Raw genomic sequence first — 21,520 nt, 5'->3', positions numbered from 1 at the left:
TTCGAGGAATTTTGTGTTCGATTCGCTGTGCCCGGCCGAAGGGGTCGTGCCAGGCCATCAGGGGTGGTCCAGGGCTGGGCCATCGCACATGCCGGGCTACTCGACCGGCGGTGACGCGGCAGTGGCGTGCGGATGGGCCGATGGTGACACGGGGGCCTGGGAGGTGTGGCGGCAGAAGTTGTCCACGCCGTCACGGGAGATGCGCCATGCACCACCGCCACCTCGACCACCGCCCCGCCGCCCGTCCGCAGAGCACCCTTCGTTCTCCGCTCGGGGAACTGGATCGGGCGTTCCTCGTTCTCGCCCGCGGCGTGGAGCCGCTCACCTTTCCCGCGTACCTGGTCTGTGACGAACCTGATCGTGCGGCCTGGCCGGTGGATCGGGTGCGCACCCAGCTGGCCCATCCAGCGACTCGCTCCGAGCTGCGGGAGCAGACGTGGGGTGAGGTGGTGCGGCGGGCCCGTGAGCTGGGCGAGCCGTGGGGTGTGGTCGCCGTGGCCATGACTGTTCCGGTGCTCCGGCGGATGCTCGCCCGGCTGGGGCGCCCCACGCACCTGGAGCGTGCCGAGGTCGAGCAGGAGGCCCTGGCCGCCGTCGCCACGGCCCTGCGCACGGTGGACCCGAGGGCGGAGCGTCTGGACAGGGAGCTGTTCAGCGCGGCCGATCGGGCCGTGCACCGACTGGTGTACGCGTCACGCCGCACGGCCGCCCGCGAAACCGTTCACGAGGCGGGGCTGGAGCACCTGCCCGCGGTGTCGCATGGGGATCGTGGCGAGCCGGTGGACGAGCTGACGGTGCTCGCGCGCGCCGTGCAAGCCAATGTGGTGAACGTGACCGAGGCCAGGCTGATCGCCCGTACCCGTCTCGATGGCGAGCCCATGCACCGCTTGGCCGAGGAGCGGGGAGTGAGCGTGCGTCAGCTCTACCGTCACCGCAGCGCCGCCGAGCAGCACCTGGCCGCACACCTGCGGCGTCAGATGAAGGAGCAGTAGGCACCTGATCGGGGGATGTTCGGTGGCGGGGTGTCAATTCCCGTCGCCGGGGTCTCTATTCACCGTGACGGCGGTCCAGTCCGGCTTCGAACCGGGCCGCCCGAACTGGTCCGGGGCAGCGGTCGATGACCCGGACCGGCTGCCGCATGGTGCGGGGTGAGCACGGCCGTCTCGTGCTGACGCCAGAGAAGCCCGTTCCGCCGTTCTCCATAGGGAGGTCGGCGCCTGGGCCCAGGGTTCTGCTCATCCCGCGCCTGCTGTCCCGACGCCTTCGGGCGACCCCGTCATCTGCTCTCTTCTCTCTTCCGTCCTGTCCGGCGGTGTGCCGGATGGAGGTGTGCTGTCATGCTCGCGAGAATCCTTTCGCTGTCGCGGCCTGTGGTCCGGTCGCTCGGCCGCTGGCTCTTGCGGCTTGGGTGCGTCGCGGTCTGTACCGCGGCGGTGCTGCTGGCGGACCCGTCGTACGGGTGGGCGGTTGCGGACATCCCGACCGTCATCACGAATCTGCGGAACTGGATCGTCGGCATGCTCGCGGGACTCGCCACCTTGTCCCTCACCTTCGGTGGACTGCGCTACCTGATGGCCGGAGGTGACCCCGGCGAAGTCGAAGCCGCCAAGCGGGCCTTGAAGGCGGCGGGCATCGGCTACGGCCTGGCGATCCTCGCCCCGGTGATCGTGACCGTGTTGCAGGGCATCGTCGGCGCCGGGGGTGAACAGTGACTCGCGCCATGCGCCTGGTCCGCATGCTGCTCCTCGTGCTCCCGACGGCTCTGACGCTGGTTCCGCTCTCTGCCCCGTCCGCCTCCGCCTACCCGGTAGGCACGGCTGTTTTGGCCCCGGCGGTTCCAGCGCCGGAGCCCGGACCGCGACCGGCACCCGAGCCCGCCCCTTCCGCACCGCGTCCGCAGCCCGGTCCGCGACCGGACCCCGGCCCCGGACCGATACCGGCTCCAGGCCGCCCCGTACCCGAACAGGAGCGGCATCCGTCCCCCGAGCCGACACCGGGGCCGACGCCCCAGGCGTGCGAGGCGGACGGCGACCCTCGGGACTGCGACGCCGAGACGGGCGGCGTCGGTTTCCTCGACATCCCCGGCATGATCGTGAACGCGATCACCTCGTTCCTCGGCATGCTGATCGAGCAGATCATGAAGCCGGTCCGGGAGTTCCTCGCCGACACGTTGCTGGCCACTCCTGATGTCACCGAACACCCCGACATCAAGAAGTTGTGGACTGCGACGCTGGGGATCACCGCCGGGATCTATGTGCTGTTCGTGACTGCGGGCGGCATCACGGTCATGGGTTACGAGACCCTCCAGACCCGCTACGCCCTGAAACAGATCGCCCCGCGTCTGCTGCTGGGGATGGTCGCCGCGGCCACTTCGCTGACCGTGATGGGCAAGGCGATCAGCCTGTCCAACGCCCTCGCTCACACGATCTTGGCTACCGACATGTCGGACGCCGGGCAGGGCATGGTCGAACGCGTCTTGCCTTTCGCGCTGTTCGGTGTGGCGGGTCTGAAGCTGTACCTGCTGATCCTCGCGATCGTGATGATCGCGTTGACCCTCGCGGTACTGATCGGCTTCCTCGTGCGTGTCGCGGTGATGGCGCTGCTCGCCGTTGCCGCGCCCCTGATGCTGGCGTGTCACGCACATCCGCTCACCGACCCCGTCGCCAGGCTGTGGTGGCGGGCTCTGGCCGGGTGTCTGGTCATCCAGGTCGGCCAGTCGGTGACGTTCGTTCTCGCTCTGAAACTGTTCTTCGCCCCGGGCGCCACCACTCTGGGCATTCCGCGGTCCGACCAACTGGGCACGATGCTCGCCGGTGTGGCCCTGTTCTGGGTGCTGTTCAAGATTCCCGGCTGGACCTTGCAGGTCACCCTGCGCGGTACCCCGATCCACAACCCGCACGCCCCCACCGGGGTGCGGATGCTCAAGCACCTGGCGATGTACCGACTCTTGGGGCACTACCTGCCGGGTATGCAGCGGCTCCGCCCGCGCGGAGGACCAAGCGGCGGAGGTGCTGGGGTCCGCCGACGCGGAGGGCCGGGCGGCGGGGGCACCGGGCCAGGCCGCGGCGGGCCCGGTGGTGGAGGCCGTCCGGGACAGGGCAGAGGCGGGTCTGGCGGCGGCCGACCGCCCTCCGCCGGGCCCCGGAGCGGTGGGGGCCTGCTCGCCCTCGGTCGTACCGCCCTGGGCCGTGCCGTCAGCCCGGCAGCGGGCCGGCCCGGATCAGGCCGAGGCAGCTCGGGAGTCGGCGGCACGCATCCGCAGTCCGCTACGGCCGGTGCTTCTGGTGCCGCCCCCAGGCCGGGCCGCGTTCCCCTCCCGGGCGGCCCCGGCTCAGCTCCACTCGCCCGTCTCCCGGGAGGTCCTCGCGCTGTGATCCATCCCGCCCATGCCCGCCGCAGGCAGCAGTTGACCCTGCCCGTCTCCGCTGAACGCCGCCCCGCTCAAACGCCGCGGCCCACCCAGATGTGGCTACCGATCCGCGCCACCCGCGTCCCCTCCCCACCCCAGGCCTCCCGCGGCCTGCCCGCAGCACCGCTGCCGGAATCCCCAACCGCGCTGCCGCGTGCACGCCAGTTGACGCTGCCGATTCCCGCCCGCCGAGTCCGTGTCCGCCCACCGCGCCCCATGCAGCTGCGGCTGCCCCTCGAACCACCCCGGAGGTAGATGCCGTATGCACCAGCCCGATGAGACGGCGGACACGCCGTACGCCACACGCATCCCCGCCGATATCTCACGCCCTGACCGGCTCCTGGGCCCCTTCACCGCCCGTCAGACAGCCATCCTCGCCATCGCGGGGCTCGTGCTGTACGGCGGCTGGTGGGCCACCCGCCCCTTCATCGCACCGCTCGCATACACGGCCCTGGTGATCCCGATCGCCGCAGCGGCAGCCGCACTCGCTCTCGGTCGGCGGGAGGGCATCGGCATGGACCGCTTCCTGCTCGCCGCACTCGCTCACTCCCGCACACCCAAACGCCGTGTGCATGCTCCGGAAGGCGTCCCATCACTGCCCCGTGCCGTTCCCTGCCGCTGGGCAAGGGCCGCCGGGGCTCCCCCGACAGCGATGAACATGCCTTACGGCGGCATCACCGCCGACGGAGTGCTCGACCTGGGAACCGAAGGCAAAGCCGCCTTGGCGACATGCTCCACGGTCAACTTCGAGCTGCGCTCGGCAGCCGAGCAGCATTGTTTGACTGCGGCATTCGCGCGCTGGCTCAACTCCCTGACCGGGCCCATCCAGTTGCTGGTGCGCTGCCACCGCATCGACCTGGCCCCGCTCGCCGACACCCTTCAGCGGGACGCCGCTGCGCTACCGCACCCGGCGCTGGAGCAGGCAGCCCGTGCACACGCCGAGTTTCTCGCCGGCCTCGCCATCGACGGCAACCTTCTCGGCCGGCAGATCGTACTGGTGGCCCGCGAGCAGAACGCATCACACGGCATCCGCCGGGACACCGGTGCAGGCCGGGCGCTCCAACGTCTCGACGAGGCCGCACGTGCCCTGGGCAGCGCCGAGATCACCGTCACGGCCCTGGACGCCGAGCAGAGTGCCGCTCTGGTCGGCGCGGCCTGCAACCCCGACACCCCGCTCTCGCCCGCCGCTCCGGAAAGTGACCTGACATGACCCGACTCCGCTCCGTCCGCCACCGCCCGATGTCCACGACCCCGAGCCTCGACGCCGCCGAACTGCTCGACTCCGTAGGCCCCGAGGCCATCGAGGTACACGCCCGCGCCCTCGCCATCGGCGCGCACCTGGCCACCACGCTCGTCGTCACCGGCTACCCCGCCGAGGTCACTCCCGGCTGGCTCGCGCCGCTGCTGAACTTCCCCGGCCACCTCGATATCGCACTGCACATCGAACCCGTACCCAACCCGGTCGCAGCCGCCGGCCTGAAGAAGCAGCGCGCCCGCCTGGAATCCGGCCGCCGCACCGGCTTCGACAAAGGCCACCTGGACGACCCGGAGATCGAAGCCGCCGCCGCGGACGCCACCGAACTCGCCTACCGCATCGCCCGAGGCGAGGGCAGACTCTTCCAGGTCTCCCTCTACCTGACCGTCCACGCGCCCGACGAGGACACCCTCGCCGAGCAGGCCGCCGCCGTACAAGCGATCGCCGAGTCCCTGCTCATGACACTCGCCCCGACCACGTACCGGGCCCTGCCGGGCTGGCTGGCCACCCTCCCCCTCGGCATCGACACGCTCAAGATCCGCCGCACCTTCGACACCGCCGCACTCGCCGCCTGCTTCCCCTTCACCAGCCCCGACCTGCCGATCACCACCGGCGAGGACGGCACGGCATCCGGGGTGCTGTACGGGCTGAACACGGCCTCCGGCGCGCCGGTGCTGTGGGACCGCTTCGCGCAGGACAACTACAACTCCATCACGCTGGCCCGCTCCGGCTCCGGCAAGTCGTACCTGGCCAAACTGGAGCTGCTTCGACTGCTGTTCACCGGCGTCACCGCCTCGGTCATCGACCCGGAGGACGAGTACGTCCGGCTCGCCGAAACCGTCGGCGGCCACGTCATCGCGCTCGGCGCCGACGGCGTACGCCTCAACCCCTTCGACCTTCCGGCGGCAGGGGACAGCACAGAGGATGTCCTGACGCGGCGCGTTCTGTTCCTGCACACCTTCCTTGCCGTCCTGCTGGGCGCCGACCTGACCGCGGCCGAGAAGGCAGTGCTGGACCGGGCGTTCCTCGCCGCGTACGAACGTACCGGGATCACCACGGACTCCCGCACCTGGCAGCGCACCCCGCCGACCCTCGCCGACCTGGCCACTGTCCTGGCCGAGGACGGCAGCGAGACGGCGAACCATCTCGCAGCCCGGCTCGCTCCCTTCACGACCGGCTCACACGCGCGGCTCTTCAACGGTCACAGCACCACCTCCACCACCGGGCACCTCGTAGTGTTCGCCCTGCGTCAGCTCCCGGAAGAGGTGAAGGCGCCGGCCATGCTGCTCGCGCTGGACACGATCTGGCGACAGGTCACCCATCGCACACCACCCGGACGACACCTTGTCGTGGTCGATGAAGCATGGCTGCTGATGCGCGATGGGGCGGGAGCCAGCTTCCTCTTCCGCATGGCCAAAGCCGCCCGCAAGTACTGGACCGGCCTCGCAGTGATCACCCAGGACGCAGACGACGTGCTCGCCTCCCCGCTCGGGAGGGCCATCGTCTCCAACGCCGCCACCCAGCTCCTGCTCCGCCAGGCCCCGCAGGCCATCGACGTGATCAGCGACAACTTCCACCTCTGCCATGGCGAGCGGGAGTTCCTGCTTTCCGCGACCCGCGGCGAGGCCCTGCTGCTGACCGGCGACCGGCGCCACAAGGTCGCCCTCATCAGCGTCGCGTCGCCCGGCGAACACGAAGTGATCACCACCGACCCTGGTGAACTCGCGGCCCACCAGCATGCGGAGGCGGCTTCCGGCGCCGACGGCCCAGCCGGGGAGGACCCCCTCGGCGCCGATGACGAGGAGTGGGACCTGTGAAGGCATACCTGGTCCACGCCCTGGGTGAGCCTGGCGGGCCGCTCGTGGACTTCCTCACCCACCCCGAGACGCTGGGGCCCGCCGTCCTCCGCGCCGTGGTCGACTGGTGCGCTGCGTCCGCGCCCATCCTGATCCCGGCCGTCCTCGTGTGCACAGTCTGTGGACACTCCGCCCGGCGCCGCCTGCGCCAGCGGCACCAGCAGCGCCTCGCACAAGGCGCCCGCTGTGTGGAGATCCTCGCGCCGCCGACGGTCGCGCCCCGGGGCGGTGAGGTCCTGTGGGCGCAGCTCGCCGGTCTCCTTCGCCCCTGGTGGCGCCGGATCACGACCGGCCAGCCGCATCTCGCCTTCGAGTACGCCTGGTCGCACACGGGGCTGTCCATCCGTCTGTGGTTGCCCGGCGCCGTACCGCTGGGCCTGGTACGCCGTGCAGTGGAAGCCGCTTGGCCCGGTGCCCACACCCGCGTCACCGAGCCTGCGGCCCTCCTCCCGTCCGGCCACGCGGTGACCGCCGGACGGCTGCGTTCGGCTCGTCCCGACGTCCTGCCACTGCGCACCGACCACGCCGCTGACCCGCTCCGAGCGCTGCTCCAAGCGGCCACGGGGATGGGCGAAGAGGAGTCCGCCTGTGTGCAGATCCTCGCCCGGCCCGCCACCGGGACCGCGCTGCGCCGGGCCCGCCGCCAGGCCCGCAGGCTGAAGGCCGGACACTCCCCCGCCCGTCCGGCCGCCCTGGCCGCGTTCCTCCTCCACCGCGCCCAACCCACCTCCACCGGCAAACTGGATCCCGAACACGCCGCTGCCGTAAGGCAGTCAGCCGCGAAACTCTCAGGCGCTCAGTGGCAGTGCGTCCTCACCTACGCCGCCACCTGCTCCGCCACAGCGGAGCGTGCCGAAGATGTGGCACGCGGCCGGGCTCATGCACTCGCGTCCGCCTTCGGCCTGTACGCCGACCGCAACTACCTGGCGCGCACCCGCCTGCGTCACCCCCAGCCGCGGCTGAGCTCCCGGGGCTTCCCGTTCGCGCGCCCGGCGCTGCTGTCGGTTCCCGAACTCGCCGCCCTCGCCCACCTGCCCCTCGATGCGGACGCTCCCGGCGTCCAGCGAGCCGGAGCCCGTTCGGTCCTGCCTCCCCCATCCATCCCCGAACCGGCTCCCGGCATGGGGGTCAAACCGCTGGGCCACTCGGACACCGGCGCTCGCCGCGGCGTCGGCCTCGCCGTCGCCGATGCCCGCCATCATCTGCATGTCATGGGTGCGACCGGCTCCGGAAAGTCCACCCTTATCGCGAACCTCGCCCTGGACGACGTACGGCATCACCGCGGCGTCATCGTCATCGACCCCAAGGGCGACCTGGTCACGGACCTGCTGGATCGGCTCCCGGACACGTGCGCCGACCGTCTCGTGCTGATCGACCCGGACGATCCGCACATCCCGCCCTGCCTGAACGTCCTGGACGGCCCGGACATCGATGTCGTCGTCGACAACATCACCGGCATCTTCCGCCGGATCTTCACCGCGTTCTGGGGACCACGGACCGACGACGTGATGCGCGCCGCCTGCCTGACCCTGCTCAAACACCGAGAACGCACCCGTCAGTTGGTCACCCTCGCCGACGTCCCCCGCCTGCTCGGCGAGTCCGCCTTCCGGCTGCGGATCATCCCCGCGCTCCAGGACCCCGTGCTGCGCGGCTTCTGGGCCTGGTACGAGTCGATGTCCGAACCCTCCCGCGCGGCCGTCGTCGGTCCCGTGATGAACAAGCTGCGGGCCTTCCTCCTACGCGACTTCGCCCGCCGTGCCATCGCCGCCGGACCCTCCACCTTCAACCTCAGCAGCGTGCTCGACGGCGGCATCCTGCTCGCCCGCCTGCCCAAGGGGGCACTCGGCGAGGAAACCGCCCGGCTGCTCGGCTCGTTCATCGTCGCCAGCACCTGGCAGGCCGCCGCCGCCCGCGCCCGTACGCCCGAGCACACCCGGATCGACGCCACCCTGAGCATCGACGAAGCCCACAACTTCCTGACCCTGCCCTACCCGCTGGAGGACATGCTCGCCGAGGCTCGCGGCTACCGCCTGTCCATGCTGTTGGCCCACCAGCACCTCGCGCAGCTCCCGCGCGACCTACGCGAAGGCATCTCCGCCAACGCCCGCAACAAAGTCTTCTTCAGCGCCTCCCCCGAAGACGCGGGCGCGCTGGAGCGCCACACCCTCCCGACCCTGGCCGCGCACGATGTCGCCCACCTCGGCCCCTACCAGGCCGCAGCCCACCTGCTGACCGGCGGCGCGGAGTCCGCCGCCTTCACCCTCACCACCAGCCCGCTGCCGCCTCCGGTGCCTGGCCGGGCCAAGGACCTGCGCGCGGCAGCCAGCGGCCGTGCAAGTCCCCGCACGCCCACCCGCTGAAGCACGCCCTCCCTTCCCCGGCACTCCTGGTGGTGACCTGTCATGCCCGCACTTCCCCGCCCCGCCATCGGCCCCGGCTCCCGCTATACCGCCCGCGCCTCCACCACTCGTCGGCGCCCCGCCCGGCACACCGATGTCGCCGCGCTCTCCCGCGTCCTCACAGCCCGCGACCTGTGGCTGCTGCGAATGCTCCACGAGCACCGGGTCCTCACCACCCACCAGATCGCCAGCCTCGCGTACACCTCCATCCGCTCGGCCCAGCGGCGCCTGCGCACCTTGCACCAGCGCGGCGTCCTCGACTCATTCCGTCCTCTGGTCCAGACCGGATCCGCCCCCGAGCACTACACCCTCGGAGCCTCCGGTGTCGCCGTCCTCGCCTCCCACTCCGGATGCGACCTCGGCGATCTCGGCTGGCGCCCCAGCCACACCGGCCGCATCGCCTACTCGCCGTCGCTGGGCCACGACCTCGGCGTGAACGAACTCCTCATCCGCCTCACCGCCCACGGCCGCACCACCCCGGAAGCCGGGCTGTCGTTCTGGCTGTCCGAGCGGTCCTGCGCCCGCCGCTGGGGCGACATCATCCGCCCCGACGCCTACGCACACTGGTACGAAGGCGAGAAACTGCTGCCGTTCTTCCTCGAATACGACACCGGCAGCCAGCCCCTCGGGCATGTCGAGGCGAAACTCACCGGGTACGCCGCCTTCGCCACACAAGCCGGCCACCGGCCGGCCCTGCTGATCCACACCCGCACCGCCTCGCGCGACCAGGCCCTCCGCCGCCGTCTCGCTCCCCCCGCGCGGACGCTGGGCCTCTTCCTCGCGACCGCGTCCGCGGACTTCACCGCCTCCAGCCCATGGGGTCCCTGGTGGGGCCCCCTTGAGCCCGGGGACACCCGCCGCACCACCCTTACAGGACTCGCCACGCGCTGGTCCCGGCTCGGTCCGGCATCCGAACTGGAACCGAGCGACGCCGACACCGCCCTCACCCTCCCGGTGCCCCCGCTCCCACCCGTATCTGAGGCGGAAGCGTGAGCTCCCTGTTCGCCAAGGCCGTCGGAGGCATCGGCTGCACGATCCTCGCCCTGCCCCTGCTGGCCGTCTTCATCGTCGCCGCGCTGCTGGGCGGACTGTCCTCGGCCGGCGGCACGGCGGCCCCGCCGAGTAGGTATGCACGCACGGACATCCCCGCGCGCATGCTCGCCCTCTATCAGCGCGCCGCCCCTCAGTGCCCTGGCCTGTCCTGGACAGTCCTCGCCGCGATCGGCAAGGTCGAGACCAACCACGCACGCCACCCCACCATGGTGTCCTCGGCGGGAGCGGTGGGGCCGATGCAGTTCCTCCCATCCACCTTCAAGGCGTACGCCTATCCCGTACCGCCTGGCGGCAAGAAGCCACCCACTCCGTGGGACCCGGTCGACGCCGTCTACGCCGCCGCCCGGCTGCTGTGCGCCAACGGTGCGAAGAACGGCAGGAACCTGCGGCGCGCGATCTGGCACTACAACCACGATGACGCCTACGTGAACCAGGTGCTCCGGATCTCCGACGGGTACGCGGCGGCCACTCATGCCCCGGCCGGCGCCGCGGCCGAGGCCGTTTCCTTCGCCCGCGCCCAACTCGGCACCGCCTACGTGTGGGGTGGCAACGGTCCCGCTGACGGCGGCTTCGACTGCTCCGGCCTGACCCAGGCCGCCTACCGTGCGGCAGGCATCCGGATTCCCCGCGTCGCCCAGGCCCAGTACGACGCTGGCCCCCACGTCTCCAGGGGCACGCAACTGGCTCCCGGTGACCTGCTGTTCTTCGGTACCGGGCCCCGCAGCATCACCCATGTCTCGATCTACACCGGAGGCGGCCAGGCCATCGACGCCCCGCGTCCAGGAACTGTCGTACGCGAAAGTCCCGCCCGCGCCGACTCCCCTTCCTTTCAAGGCGCGACACGACCTTCCATGCGAGCAGGGGGCGCCCGATGAAGCAGATCCCAGGCCAAGAGGCAATCGCCCTGCTGCGCACCATGACCCGGGTGCTGTGCGCGGTCGCCGTCCTCGCCCTGGTCTTCACCACGGTCAACGTCACCCGCTTCGCCACCAGCCGGGACGTCCCCCTGCCCATCGCCGTCCTCCTCGACCCCATGATCGGCACCGCGCTCGCCGGCGTCCTGTACGTGGACGCACGCCTGGCCTCCTGGGGGATCCGCCCACCGGCCTGGTCGACCGCTCTGCGATGGGGCGCCGGATGCACCGCAGCGCTCATGAACTCCTGGACAAGCCTGTGGCCCGACGGACAGATCGGCTGGCCCCGAAGGGCCGATCCGGCAGCCGTCCTGCTGCACCTCACCCCCGCCCTGCTCCTGATCGCCCTGACGGAAACGATCGCCGCCTACCGACGGACCGTCACCGAACTCATGGAACGAATCGCCACCACCCAGGCCCTCGGACAACACCCCCTGCCCACGCTCAGCGAACCCCGATCGCCCCAGGTCGGCACCGACCGTCCCGATCCGTCGAGCGGGCTCCCCCCAGACAAAACCGACCACACACCCGTCTGGAACAACGTCCACGCCACCGGCCTTGGCTCAAGCCGACCCCTCGAGACGGTCAGCGACGACACCCCCTGTCACCACGCACTGGCGCCCGCTCCCCCGATCGGCGAGACGGCCACAGACCCCGACGTATGGCCACGCGCGGTAGCCCTGAACACAGTGGCACGCGCTGCTACCGGAAACCCGGTCAGCGTCTGGCGGCTCCGCACCGATCTGCGCATCGGTCCGCGACGTGCCCGCCGGATCCGCGAACGCCTCCTTGCCCGGGACAACGACGCTCCACCCGCCGCCGATTGAACCGCCCACCACCCAATCCATGCCCATCCCGCGACGTGATCGGACCCGCAGCCGGAGGGACCTTCGTACGCCGCTCACCGATCGGCCCATCGCACACGCGCGACGAGTCGTACGACCGCTCTGATCTGCTTCGATCCGCGCGCGAGCGGCGGGCTTGACTTCGCGGCGGAGTGGAGCGTCCATGGTCGTGGCCGAGATACCGGATGGGCCACGGGAATCCGTGAACCCCACCGCGCCACGGTCATGTCCGCCCGGGAAACACGTGATGCGCACGCGCCCGGCGTACGCCTACGGCCCGCACCCGTGCGGGCCGCCCCCGGCCGGGGACCCTCTCCCACCCGAATCCGACGGAGATCGAGGTTCCCTCATGTCCGAAGCCATGACCGCCGAAACACGTGCACTGCGCGCCGTCCCCGGCCCCGAGCCGCTGGGCGGGCTGACGGGCGCACCCGCCGCCGTCTACGCCGAACTGGTCAACCTCGCTGACGGCGACACGGCCACGGCCGCCGGGCTCGCGCTCACCAGCGGCCTGGGCCGCTCCACCACTGGCAAGGCCCTGGTCACCCTGGAAGAACACGGCTTGGCCGTCCGCATCCCCGGCGGCCACGATGGCCCCCGCCGCACCCCCGACCACTGGCGCGCCGCGCCCACACCTGAGACCGGCTTCGAGGCTCCAGGCCATCCGGAAGCCGTAAGCGGCCAGCCGGATAGCGACATCACAGATGTTCCGGACCTGCACAGCCCCGAACCGGACGGCGGCAGCGCAGACCCTGAGCGAGCTGCTGGCGCCGACACCGCATCAGCTACCCCCGCAGCGCCAGACGACGGCAACGCGGATGCAGCCGTCCCGCAGACCGAAGCATCACGGGAATCCGAGCGCGGCGAAGACGGGAGCGGGGGCGACGACACACATCACGCGCAGGACAACGACGCCGCAGCTGCCGATGGCTCCCCCGTCTCGCCGACCGGCCCGGCGCGGTTGACGGCGACATCGGAGGAGGCGAGTGCAGTGCCGGGTGGCAAGAAGCGGCTCGCCCCCGGCGCACTGAGGCAGATGGTCATCGCCCACCTCACAGCGCACCCCGGCGAGGAGTTCACTGCCACGCGCGTCAGCCGTGTGATCGAGAAGTCCTCTGGCGCCATTGCCAACGCTCTGGAGAAGTTGGTCAAGCAGGGCATCGCCGAGCAGGTGAGCGACCGGCCTCGCACCTACCGCCTGACGGCGCCGCAGACCGACGCATAGCCATCGAGACAGCGCAGCCGGGCTGGTTCCCACGACACTTGAGAACCAGCCCGGCTGCTGTTCGAGTCTTCCGCACCGCAGGGGCCGCCTCGCGTGCTTGCGCTGTGCTGGGGACGGGCCTGGTGGCCCGGTCGGTCATCTTGCTTTGAGGTGTCGCAGCAGTGTCTCGAAGTTCTGCCAGGTGTTGGGGTCGGTTCCGTCGCTCAGTGAGTAGTGCACGGCCGGTCGGGGGTGGAGGCCGAGTTGGGTGGGTTTGGTGGTCAGCGGCGGTCGGGTGGCGTATTCGAGGCCGATGTCGTGGATGTCGTCCGCGCCGACGGTGAGGGACACCGGGATGGGTGGGGCTTGCAGGTGGGGTGGCGTGGTGAGGTCGCGTCGGCCGGGGCGGAGGGTGGTCATCAGGCTGACCAGGCCGCCTTCGGCGGCAAGGGTGGCGGCGAGAGGTTCGATGGCGTCCAGGGGCACGCTCTCGTCGGGGCTGTAGCCGAAGGCGAGGGTGGCTTCCTCTTGGATTCCGGCCGTGGTGCTGCGGATGGTGAGGGTGGCGAGGGCGGGCCGGGCGGGGTGGCCGACCGTGGTGAGCCAGGTGGGTCTGGGGGCGCGGTCGCGTGCGAGTTCGGTCAGTTGGCGTGGTGACCAGGGGAGGTTGATGGGTTCGGCGGCGCCCCAGCCGGCCGGGGGCTGTCCGGTGAGGGTCTGCCAGCAGGTTTCGATTGCGCCGCCGAGGGTGAGGTCGGCGTCGGCCGGGTGGCGGGTGCGCAGGGAGAGCAAGAGCTGTTGCTCGCCGTGGGTTGTCGTATCGCCGGTCTTGAAGGCGTCGGCGAGCTGGGCTTCGCCGTCCGGTGTGCGCAGGGGGGTGAAGGAGCCGTTCTGCCAGTGCAGGACGGCACCGGACAGGCCGTCGTAGTAGCCGCACCGCTCGTCGCGGATGATCCAGCGGTTGGGGTGTCCGCCGAGTGCTGTGCGGGTGGGCAGGGTGAGGCGGGTGCCAGGCTGGGTGACGATCTGCAGGGCGAGTTCTGTCTCGGCTGCTCGGCGCAGTACGTCGGTCAGGTGGGTGGTCATGGCGATGATGGGGCGGTCGTCGATGAGGACCGCTGCCTGCTCGGTGAGGACGTCGACGGACAACTGCGCTTCATCGGAGGCCGCGACGGCGGCGGTGGCGGCTTCCTCGGTTAGCTCGACGGCGTCCACGGTTGCCGTGCCGGGCGGCCAGGTAGTACCCCCGCGAAGGGCGTTGAGGCGGCCGGCGATGGAGGCGGCCAGGCGTGCCGCCTCGGGCACGGCGGCGGAGGCGCGGACTTCGGTCCACCACACCGGCGCGTCCGGCAGGGCGGTGTCGCCGCCCAGCAGACGGGCCGTTTCGCCGTGGACGTGGACCAGTATGGGCGCGTCCACCGAGAGCAGGGGGCGCCCGGCGGGGGTGCTCAGATGGACGAGCGCACCGTCGTGGAGGGCCTCGGCTTCGAGGTCGGGGCCGCCCGCGTACAGGCCCATGAGCATCGTCATGGGGTCGGGCATCTTCTCGGTGAGGGCGACGATGGCCTTGGTCATGGTCCCGGCACTTCCTGCGTCTGTGGGGCGAGGGCGGTCTGGATGAGCTGGTGGCGTCGTCCGCGGCGGACCAGGGTGCCGCGGCCGGGCGGCTGTGGGGAGGCGTACAGGCCGGGGAAGAGCTGTCCCTCGGTGCGCTCGCCGGTCATGACCAGGGCGGTGGTACCGGATTCCCGCAGCGTGGTGAGCATGGGTTCGTGCAGGGCACGTGACAGGCCGGCGACGCGGCGGGCGATGACGAAGTGCAGGCCGATGTCCGGGGCGGAGGAGATGTAGGGCAGGAAGGGCCCAAGGGGTTGTTGGCCGGTGGTGGTGAGGATGTCGTAGTCGTCGATGAGGATGACGATGCGCGGCCCGGTGAAGGCGATCGAGAGGTCGGTGAGGGTGTCGTGGTTGACGCTCTCGTCCGGCATGCGCTTGCCCAGTTCGGTGGCGATGCCGGTGGCCAGGGCGTTTGCGAGGTTGGTGTTGTAGGCGTAGCCGCCGCGGTAGGGCTCTGGGACCAGGCCGCGCAAGCCTCGGCGTGGGTCGAAGACGCCGAAGACCAGTTCCTCGTCGGTGTATCGGGCGGTGAGCTGGTCGACGATCAGCTTGAGCAGGTTGGTCTTGCCGCATTCGCTGTCGCCGAGGATCAGCAGGTGCTGGTCGGCGCCGAACAGGTCGAGGTTGACGGGGGCTATGGCGTCCTGGTCGACGCCGATCGGGATGAGCCGTGGTTCGGCTGCCGGGCCGGGGAGTTTGTCGGCGGGCAGTCGGGTGGGCAGGACACGTACCGGGGCGGCGAGGTCGCCGTGCCAGGATGCGCGCACGGACGCCGTCGCCTCTTCCACGGCCGCGGCCAGGTCGCCGGTGGTGGTACGGCCGTCGATGCGGGGCAGGGCCACGTGGGCGAAGAGCTTCTTGTCGGTGAGGATGCGGCCGGGCTCGTCCGGGTGGAGAGTTTCGGAGAGTTTACGGTCGATGGCCGAGTCGCCTGGGTCGTTCAGGCGTAGTTCGACGCGGGTGCCGAACATCGCCTGGGTGGCGATGCGGACGTCGTTCCAGCGGAGCATGCCGGCGACCACGTGGACGCCATAGCCTCCGCCGCGCTTGAGGAGGTCGTTGATGTCGTCCTCGAGATCGGCGAATTCGTCGCGCAGGGCACCGAAACCGTCAATGAGCAGCACGACGTCGGTGGCGGCCAGTTCCGCAAGCCTGCCCTGTGAGCGCAGGTGGCGCAGTTGCTCAGGTGAGTCGATGCCGTGGGTGCGGAAGAGCTCCTCGCGCTCGCCCAGCATGGCGCGGACCTCGGCGACGGTGCGGGCGGCGCGCTCGTGGTCGGCGCGGCCGGCGATGCCGCCCACGTGCGGCAGTTTGGCGAGCGTGGCGAGGCCGCCGCCGGCCAGGTCGAGCCCGTACAGGGCGACATCGCGCGGCGTATGCGTCAGGGCTAGCGAGAGGGCCAGGGTACGCAGGCTGGTGGTCTTGCCGGACTGCGGCCCACCGATGAGCGCTACATGGCCGCCGGAGACCGTCAGATCCAGACTCCACACACTCTGCCGCTGTACGGCCGGATCATCCAGGATGCCAAGTGGGACCTTGAGCGGCCCGGGCCGCTGAGCCAGGTGCAGTCCGCGCGCAGACACATCGAGGGGGCCCGCCACCTGGTCGAGACTGATCACCGTGGAGAGCGGCGGCAGCCAAATCCTCCGCACCGGGCATGCAGCCGCGCACAGTTGGTCGACCATGACGGACATCACGCTGGGGCCTGTCTCCCGCTCCCGCATCACCGGTGCGTCGGAGACGGTCGTCTCGGGGGCGCCGCCGAGGGTGTTGAAGGTCGGATAGGGCCAGGCCAAGGGTTCGTCCTTGGGCTTCTCGCGCAGGGCGGGGCCACGGTAGGCGCCGGAGACATAGCCGGCCTTGAAGCGTTCGTATGTGGAGGTGTCGACCTTGAGATAGCCGAAGCCGGGCAGCGGCGGCAGGCTGAACGCGTCGGTGGTGTCCAGAACCGTGCGCGACTCGTCCGCGGAGAAGGTGCGCAGCCCGAGACGGTAGGACAGGTAGGTCTCCAGGCCCTTGAGCTTGCCGGCCTCGATACGCTGGCTGGACAGCAGCAGATGCACCCCGATCGACCGCCCGATACGGCCGATGGACAGGAACAGGTCGATGAAGTCCGGCTTGGCGGTGAGCAGTTCACCGAACTCGTCAATCACCACGAACAGATGCGGCAAAGGTTCCAGGCCCAGCTCGGGCTTCTGCTCGCGCAAGGCGACGTAGTGGCCGATGTCCGCGACGTCGCCCGCGTCCTTGAGGACCTGCTGGCGGCGCTTGACCTCCCCGGCCAGGCTGGTGTGCACGCGCTCGACCAGACCGGCCTGGTTCTCCAGGTTGGTGATCATTCCGGCGACGTGCGGGAGACGGGTGAAGGGCGCGAAGGTGGCGCCGCCCTTGTAGTCGACCAGCACCAGCGCCAGATCGTGCGGAGCGTGCGTGGCGGTCAGGGCCAGGACCAGGGTGCGCAGCAACTCGCTCTTGCCCGAGCCGGTCGCCCCCACGCACAGCCCGTGCGGGCCCATGCCCAGCTCGGAGGACTCCTTCAAGTCCAGCAGCACGGGCTTGTGATGGTCATCCACACCGATCGGGACACGCAGGAAGTCACGCTCAGCCCGCTGCGCCCACAGCCTCTCCAGGTCCAGAGCAGCCGGATCGTCGATATGCAGCAGACCTGGGAAGTCCACCGGCCCGGAGACAGGGGTGCCGTCCTCAACCGACTCGGCCGACAACCTGAGCGGGGCGAGCATGCGGGCCAGACCTTCCGCGCCGGGGATGCTCACCTCGTCCACGGTGCCGTAAGCCTCCACACCGGCCGGGGAACGCAAGTCCTCCACTCGTACGCGGTCACCGTCGACGGTGATGCGTACCGAGACCTCATCCGGCTCGTGCACCTGCTGCTGAAGCAGGTGCAGCACGGTGACCCCCATGTCGGCCAGCCCCACGGCCGCATCCGGGCGCGGCAGTTCCATCGCCGTGTGGCCGTGCTCGTCGCTGATGACGAGGAGCCGGTCGGTCAGTTTCAGGGCCCGCTGGTCCGACAGCCCGCGACGCACCTCGGCGGCGTAGGAGGCACGACGCTTCAAATCCGCGCCGAGCAGGTCGGCCAACTGATCCATGCTCGGCGCGATCCGCCGCGCAGGGGACGGCCCGTCCAACTGATCCGGATCCAGCACGTGCGGGAGCCACTTCGCCCACTGCCAGTCCTGAATCCTGTCGCCCGCGACGCCGAGGGCCAGGGCGACATCGCCAGGGGCGTGCAGCGCGGCAGTCTGGACCACCAGCGCGCGGGCGACCCGCAGCACGGCCTCCCGGTCCTCGCCGATAATGCTGACGTTCCCCGCCCGGTCCAACGGCACCGCCAACGGGAAATCACTGGTCACGCTGTAGCGGGCGAGCAACGCGCGAGCCTCGTTCAGCATGAACGGATCCGGCGGCGTCAAAACACTCCCGCCACTCTGCCCGATCTCCAACCTCTGCACCGGCACCCGCCCCGTGCCGAGTCGCACCTGGAGGAAGTCCGCGTCCAGACGGCGCCGCTCCCACACCCGCGCCGCATCGCGCACGATGTCGTACAGAGCAGCCGGAGCGGGATTGAGCAACCGGGCTTCCTCACGCCGTTCGCGTTCGGTGCCGCTCAGCTCCTCGCGCATCTCCTCGAGATACTCCAGATACCGCTCCCGCTGAGCACGCCGGGTCCGCTGCGCCTTACCCCGCTGCGAAACAAACAGCGCCACCGCACCCAGCAGGGCAAAGACCAGCACGATCGCCCCGATCGCGGCGAACTGACTGTTACGGATCACGGTCATCATCACGACCGAACCCACCACCCCGGCCATCGGCAGCAGCGCCGTCGCCGGAGTGCCGATCTTCCCCTCGGGCAGGTTAGGCGGCGGCTCGATCGTGCGCGCCACCACGGCAAGGGACGGCCGTGTGGAGCGGGCCGGACGGTGCATGAGCTGCTGGGTCATGGCGTCCTCACCGCGAACCGCAAAGCCTCGGCAGCCAGTTGGACGGCCGCCTGCGACGTGGCCTGCGAAAGCATCGAGTTGACAATCGGGCCGCCCGCGCCCAGATGCCTGTCATAGGGCACGTGCACCACGGACACCCCGGTCTCGCGCAGATATCCCATAGCGGCCTTCACATCGAGACGGATGTGCGGGGAGCTCTCACACAGGGCGACCGCCGTGTGGGCGAGCGTCGGCGCGGGCAGGTGGGCCAGCCAGTCGAGGACCTGCCGGGTTCCGTCGACGCCCTCCGCGGTCGCCGGCACCACGAGCACCCGGGAGTGCGCGGTGCCTATCGCGGTGCGCGCCACCTCTCCGGGCAGCGACTCGCAGTCCACCACCGTCACCCCGAAGTAGCGGCGCAGGGCGAGGCTCACGCTGAGATACGTCGCAACCTCCAGCGGCGGACCGATCCGCCCCTGTCCGGCCGGCAACAACCAGCCCCCGTCCCTCACCGGCACCAGATAGCCAGTCACGTCCGTGAGCAGCATCGACGGCTCAAGGATCCCTGCAAGATCCGTGCACGACCAACGCACCGTCTCCGCGCCAAGACGCACCGGCAGAGTCCCGAGCGCGGCGTCCGCCTCCAGAGCGAGCACCGGGTCATGCCGATAATGGTTGTATGTCCGGGCCAGCAACGCCGAAATGGTCGTCTTGCCCACACCACCGCGGATCGACGTCACCGCGATAACCCGGCCGGTCGTGACCGGCTGCTGCACATCGCGGGCCAACTGCGTCTGCTCGACAACCTCCTGGGACGCGGAGGAGACCAGCTTGCGCAAGGAACGGCCCGTGCGGCGGGCCGCCGACTCACCCTGCACCGGGCGCGACAGAGCACCGGCCAGGCGGGGATCGACCGTGGGCAACGACTCCGGAGTGGGCATCGGGACCCGGGGGTCGCGCGCAGCCGGTCTGGGGGCAGGCGTTGCCGTACGCGGCTGGGGCTGCGCGGCGGGCGAAGTGCGTGGATCGAGTGCCGGTGTTGTGGAGGCAACGCTCTGGCCCGGCTCGTTCGGTCCCGGCTGGACAAACTCTGCCAGAACAGGGACAGGCTGGCCGGCAGGAGGATCAGGGGTCGACGCGGAAGGCACGGGAGTAGCAGGCTGCGGCGCAACGGGCATCACTGCGGGGGCCCCCGCAACTCCGCGCACCAGTCGCACGGTCTGCGTCGGCTCGACAAGCTCGCCGCTCTGCTGCCCGTCATGCTTCAACTCCCGCAGCACATCCTGCTGCCAGTCGCCTCCAGCCATCGCCGTATTCCCCTCCAAGCCCAGCAGGGCCGCACGCTCACCCGATCAGAAACTGTCGAGCAAACGCCCGTACACACCGAACACCCCGATGACCAGCGGGAACAGAGCAATCACGCCCACCGTCTCCAGCAGATCGCCCAACCGGCGCAACCGTACCCGGACATGCTCGGCAGGCTCCACCGCCAACACCACCAACGGCACCACCGCAAAGGCCGTGAGCACCGCGAGCGGACCGATCGCTGCCGCGCCATGCCGCAGCCACACGCTGACGAGCTCGAAAGCCGCCGCGCTCCCTGCCAGCAGGAGCACCACCACCTCGGCGATCAGCGGGAATGCCCGTGCCCGCAAAGTGAGCACCACCGCGGTGATCACAGCCAATGGCACGGTCCACGCGGTGGGCGTCCGCAAGAGGAACACCCCGGCGGCAGCCGAGGACCCGGCAGCGACGATCGTGGCAACAACCAGCCCCCGATGAGTGGCCGTCAGGGCACTGCCCACCTCGTGGCGGCTCACCGAAACCCCGCCCAACCGACGGTCATCGAGCCCCGACAGTCCGGAAGCCATCAACGCCACGCGCGGCAGCACCCCCAGAGCCACCACCGAAACAGCGGCCAGCACGGCCCCCACCCTGGCCTGCTCACCCGCAGTCGAAGCCCCACCCTGCAAAGCCGCCACACCGCCCCAGCACACCGCGAAGGCGGCCACCGCACCGGCACCGATCAGCCCGCCCCGCCCCAGCGGCGAAACCCAGCCCAACAGCAACAGCGCCACCACCACAGCCGCGGCAACCACCGTCAGCCGGGCAACACCCGACCACATCTGCGCATCAGCCAGCGTCCAGGACGCGAGCACGGCCAGCGCCCCACCGGCGACGACCAAAGTGGTGGCCAACCCGCGCCGCCCGGCCCGCCCGCACAGGACACCGCCGACCGCGGTCACAGCGGCCCCTACCAGCAGCACCGTCGCGACGGTCGACAACGCGAACTCACCGCGCGCCAGCACGCCGGCGCCCAGCGCCCACAACACCACGACGGCCCCGGCAGTCACCCGCCGTGCCGCGGGCCGCCAACGCCAGGTCCGCAGACTCAAGTCCTCAGCCACCTCATCAGTGACGTCATGGACCACCGGAGCCGACGGCGCATCCTCCGCCCGCACCAGCCGCAACACCGCGCCATCGGCCACGCCTGCCGAAGCAAGCGTGCTGTCATACGCGAGCGCGGAACCCTCCGCCGTCACCAGGTGCCGACCCGACGGCCGCCCGCCCACCCGGTCATCCAACAACCGCAGAATTTCCGGCAAAAGCCGCCCGATCGGCTCCGTCGAGGGCAGCACCAGATCAATGCGCCGACGCTCACCGACAAGCGTGACCCGGCTCAACCCCGCCCGGCCCGCGACACTCACAACCCCCATAGTCACCACGCGTTCGAACTTATCACCGAGCCGAACGCGAAGAAGCGGGCTGCTGCACACCCGGCCCATAGGACGGCTTCCCGATCAACCGCTCAGAAATGAACGACCAACCCACACATCCCGCACACAAAACGGCCGCAATCACAATCCCGGCAAACACCTTGCCGACCCGCTCATCCACCGACCGCCGTGCCCGCTCACCCCCGAACAGAAACGCGTCCCGCATCCGCCGACGCCGAACCGACACCGACTCCAACAACTGGCTGTCATACTCCTGCGCGCCCACCGCTGGTCTTCACCCCGCTGCATT

The 21,520-nt window shown here is 70.5% G+C and carries 15 protein-coding genes; 10 read left to right on the top strand and 5 right to left on the bottom strand.

Annotation, left to right across the window (positions count from 1 at the left end; all coding sequences use genetic code 11):
* Positions 1-206 precede the first annotated feature (206 nt).
* The 10 genes from V1460_RS06400 to V1460_RS06355 all read left to right on the top strand — a co-directional run bounded on the left by V1460_RS06400 (position 207) and on the right by V1460_RS06355 (position 12,956).
* A complete protein-coding gene (locus V1460_RS06400) occupies positions 207-992 on the top strand; it encodes a hypothetical protein (protein WP_338672654.1) in 786 nt (261 codons plus the stop codon).
* Positions 993-1,337: 345 nt separating this feature from the next.
* Positions 1,338-1,712 (top strand): pilin, encoded by a 375-nt coding sequence (locus V1460_RS06395; RefSeq protein ID WP_338672652.1) that lies wholly within the window; start codon positions 1,338-1,340, stop codon positions 1,710-1,712.
* A gap of 374 nt (positions 1,713-2,086) precedes the next feature.
* Positions 2,087-3,664: a hypothetical protein gene (locus V1460_RS06390; protein ID WP_338672650.1), complete on the top strand. Its 1,578-nt coding sequence runs from the start codon at positions 2,087-2,089 to the stop codon at positions 3,662-3,664.
* A gap of 7 nt (positions 3,665-3,671) precedes the next feature.
* Positions 3,672-4,619: a PrgI family protein gene (locus tag V1460_RS06385; RefSeq protein ID WP_338672648.1), complete on the top strand. Its 948-nt coding sequence runs from the start codon at positions 3,672-3,674 to the stop codon at positions 4,617-4,619.
* A complete protein-coding gene (locus V1460_RS06380; RefSeq protein ID WP_407077411.1) occupies positions 4,616-6,481 on the top strand; it encodes a VirB4 family type IV secretion system protein in 1,866 nt (621 codons plus the stop codon). The genes V1460_RS06385 and V1460_RS06380 overlap by 4 nt, the downstream gene beginning before the upstream one ends.
* On the top strand, positions 6,478-8,880 hold the full coding sequence (locus tag V1460_RS06375; RefSeq protein WP_338672647.1) for a helicase HerA domain-containing protein: 2,403 nt from the start codon (positions 6,478-6,480) through the stop codon (positions 8,878-8,880). The genes V1460_RS06380 and V1460_RS06375 overlap by 4 nt, the downstream gene beginning before the upstream one ends.
* A 42-nt stretch (positions 8,881-8,922) precedes the next feature.
* Positions 8,923-9,912, top strand: a complete 990-nt coding sequence (locus V1460_RS06370; RefSeq protein WP_338672646.1) for a replication-relaxation family protein — start codon at positions 8,923-8,925, stop codon at positions 9,910-9,912.
* The gene (locus V1460_RS06365; RefSeq protein ID WP_338672645.1) at positions 9,909-10,847 is read left to right on the top strand and encodes a bifunctional lytic transglycosylase/C40 family peptidase; all 939 of its coding nucleotides are present in this window, start codon (positions 9,909-9,911) and stop codon (positions 10,845-10,847) included. Before V1460_RS06370 ends, V1460_RS06365 begins: the two co-directional genes overlap by 4 nt.
* The gene (locus V1460_RS06360; RefSeq protein ID WP_338672644.1) at positions 10,844-11,713 is read left to right on the top strand and encodes an extensin; all 870 of its coding nucleotides are present in this window, start codon (positions 10,844-10,846) and stop codon (positions 11,711-11,713) included. Before V1460_RS06365 ends, V1460_RS06360 begins: the two co-directional genes overlap by 4 nt.
* Before the next feature lie 367 nt (positions 11,714-12,080).
* Positions 12,081-12,956, top strand: coding sequence for a helix-turn-helix domain-containing protein (locus V1460_RS06355; RefSeq protein WP_338672643.1), 876 nt, complete (start codon positions 12,081-12,083; stop codon positions 12,954-12,956).
* Between the two features lie 135 nt (positions 12,957-13,091).
* On the opposite strand, the gene V1460_RS06350 is transcribed toward V1460_RS06355, so the two are convergent.
* The 5 genes from V1460_RS06350 to V1460_RS06330 all read right to left on the bottom strand — a co-directional run bounded on the left by V1460_RS06350 (position 13,092) and on the right by V1460_RS06330 (position 21,496).
* Entirely contained in the window at positions 13,092-14,510 is a 1,419-nt protein-coding gene (locus V1460_RS06350) for a DUF6177 family protein (protein WP_338672642.1), read from the bottom strand.
* Positions 14,507-18,514, bottom strand: coding sequence for a type VII secretion protein EccCa (gene eccCa, locus V1460_RS06345; protein ID WP_338672640.1), 4,008 nt, complete (start codon positions 18,512-18,514; stop codon positions 14,507-14,509). The genes V1460_RS06350 and eccCa overlap by 4 nt, the downstream gene beginning before the upstream one ends.
* Positions 18,511-19,416 carry a type VII secretion protein gene (locus V1460_RS06340; RefSeq protein ID WP_338672638.1) on the bottom strand — a complete coding sequence of 302 codons (906 nt, stop codon included), beginning with the start codon at positions 19,414-19,416 and terminating at the stop codon, positions 18,511-18,513. The genes eccCa and V1460_RS06340 overlap by 4 nt, the downstream gene beginning before the upstream one ends.
* Before the next feature lie 429 nt (positions 19,417-19,845).
* Positions 19,846-21,210 (bottom strand): type VII secretion integral membrane protein EccD, encoded by a 1,365-nt coding sequence (gene eccD, locus V1460_RS06335; RefSeq protein WP_338677926.1) that lies wholly within the window; start codon positions 21,208-21,210, stop codon positions 19,846-19,848.
* A 22-nt stretch (positions 21,211-21,232) separates the two neighbouring features.
* Complete coding sequence (locus V1460_RS06330) at positions 21,233-21,496, bottom strand: hypothetical protein (protein ID WP_338672636.1); 264 nt, start codon at positions 21,494-21,496, stop codon at positions 21,233-21,235.
* Between the last annotated feature and the right edge of the window lie 24 nt (positions 21,497-21,520).

Source organism: Streptomyces sp. SCSIO 30461 (assembly GCF_037023745.1).
GTDB lineage: Bacteria > Actinomycetota > Actinomycetes > Streptomycetales > Streptomycetaceae > Streptomyces.
The sequence above is the reverse complement of the archived record's forward strand: the minus strand, read 5'-3'. Positions and strand labels throughout refer to the sequence as shown.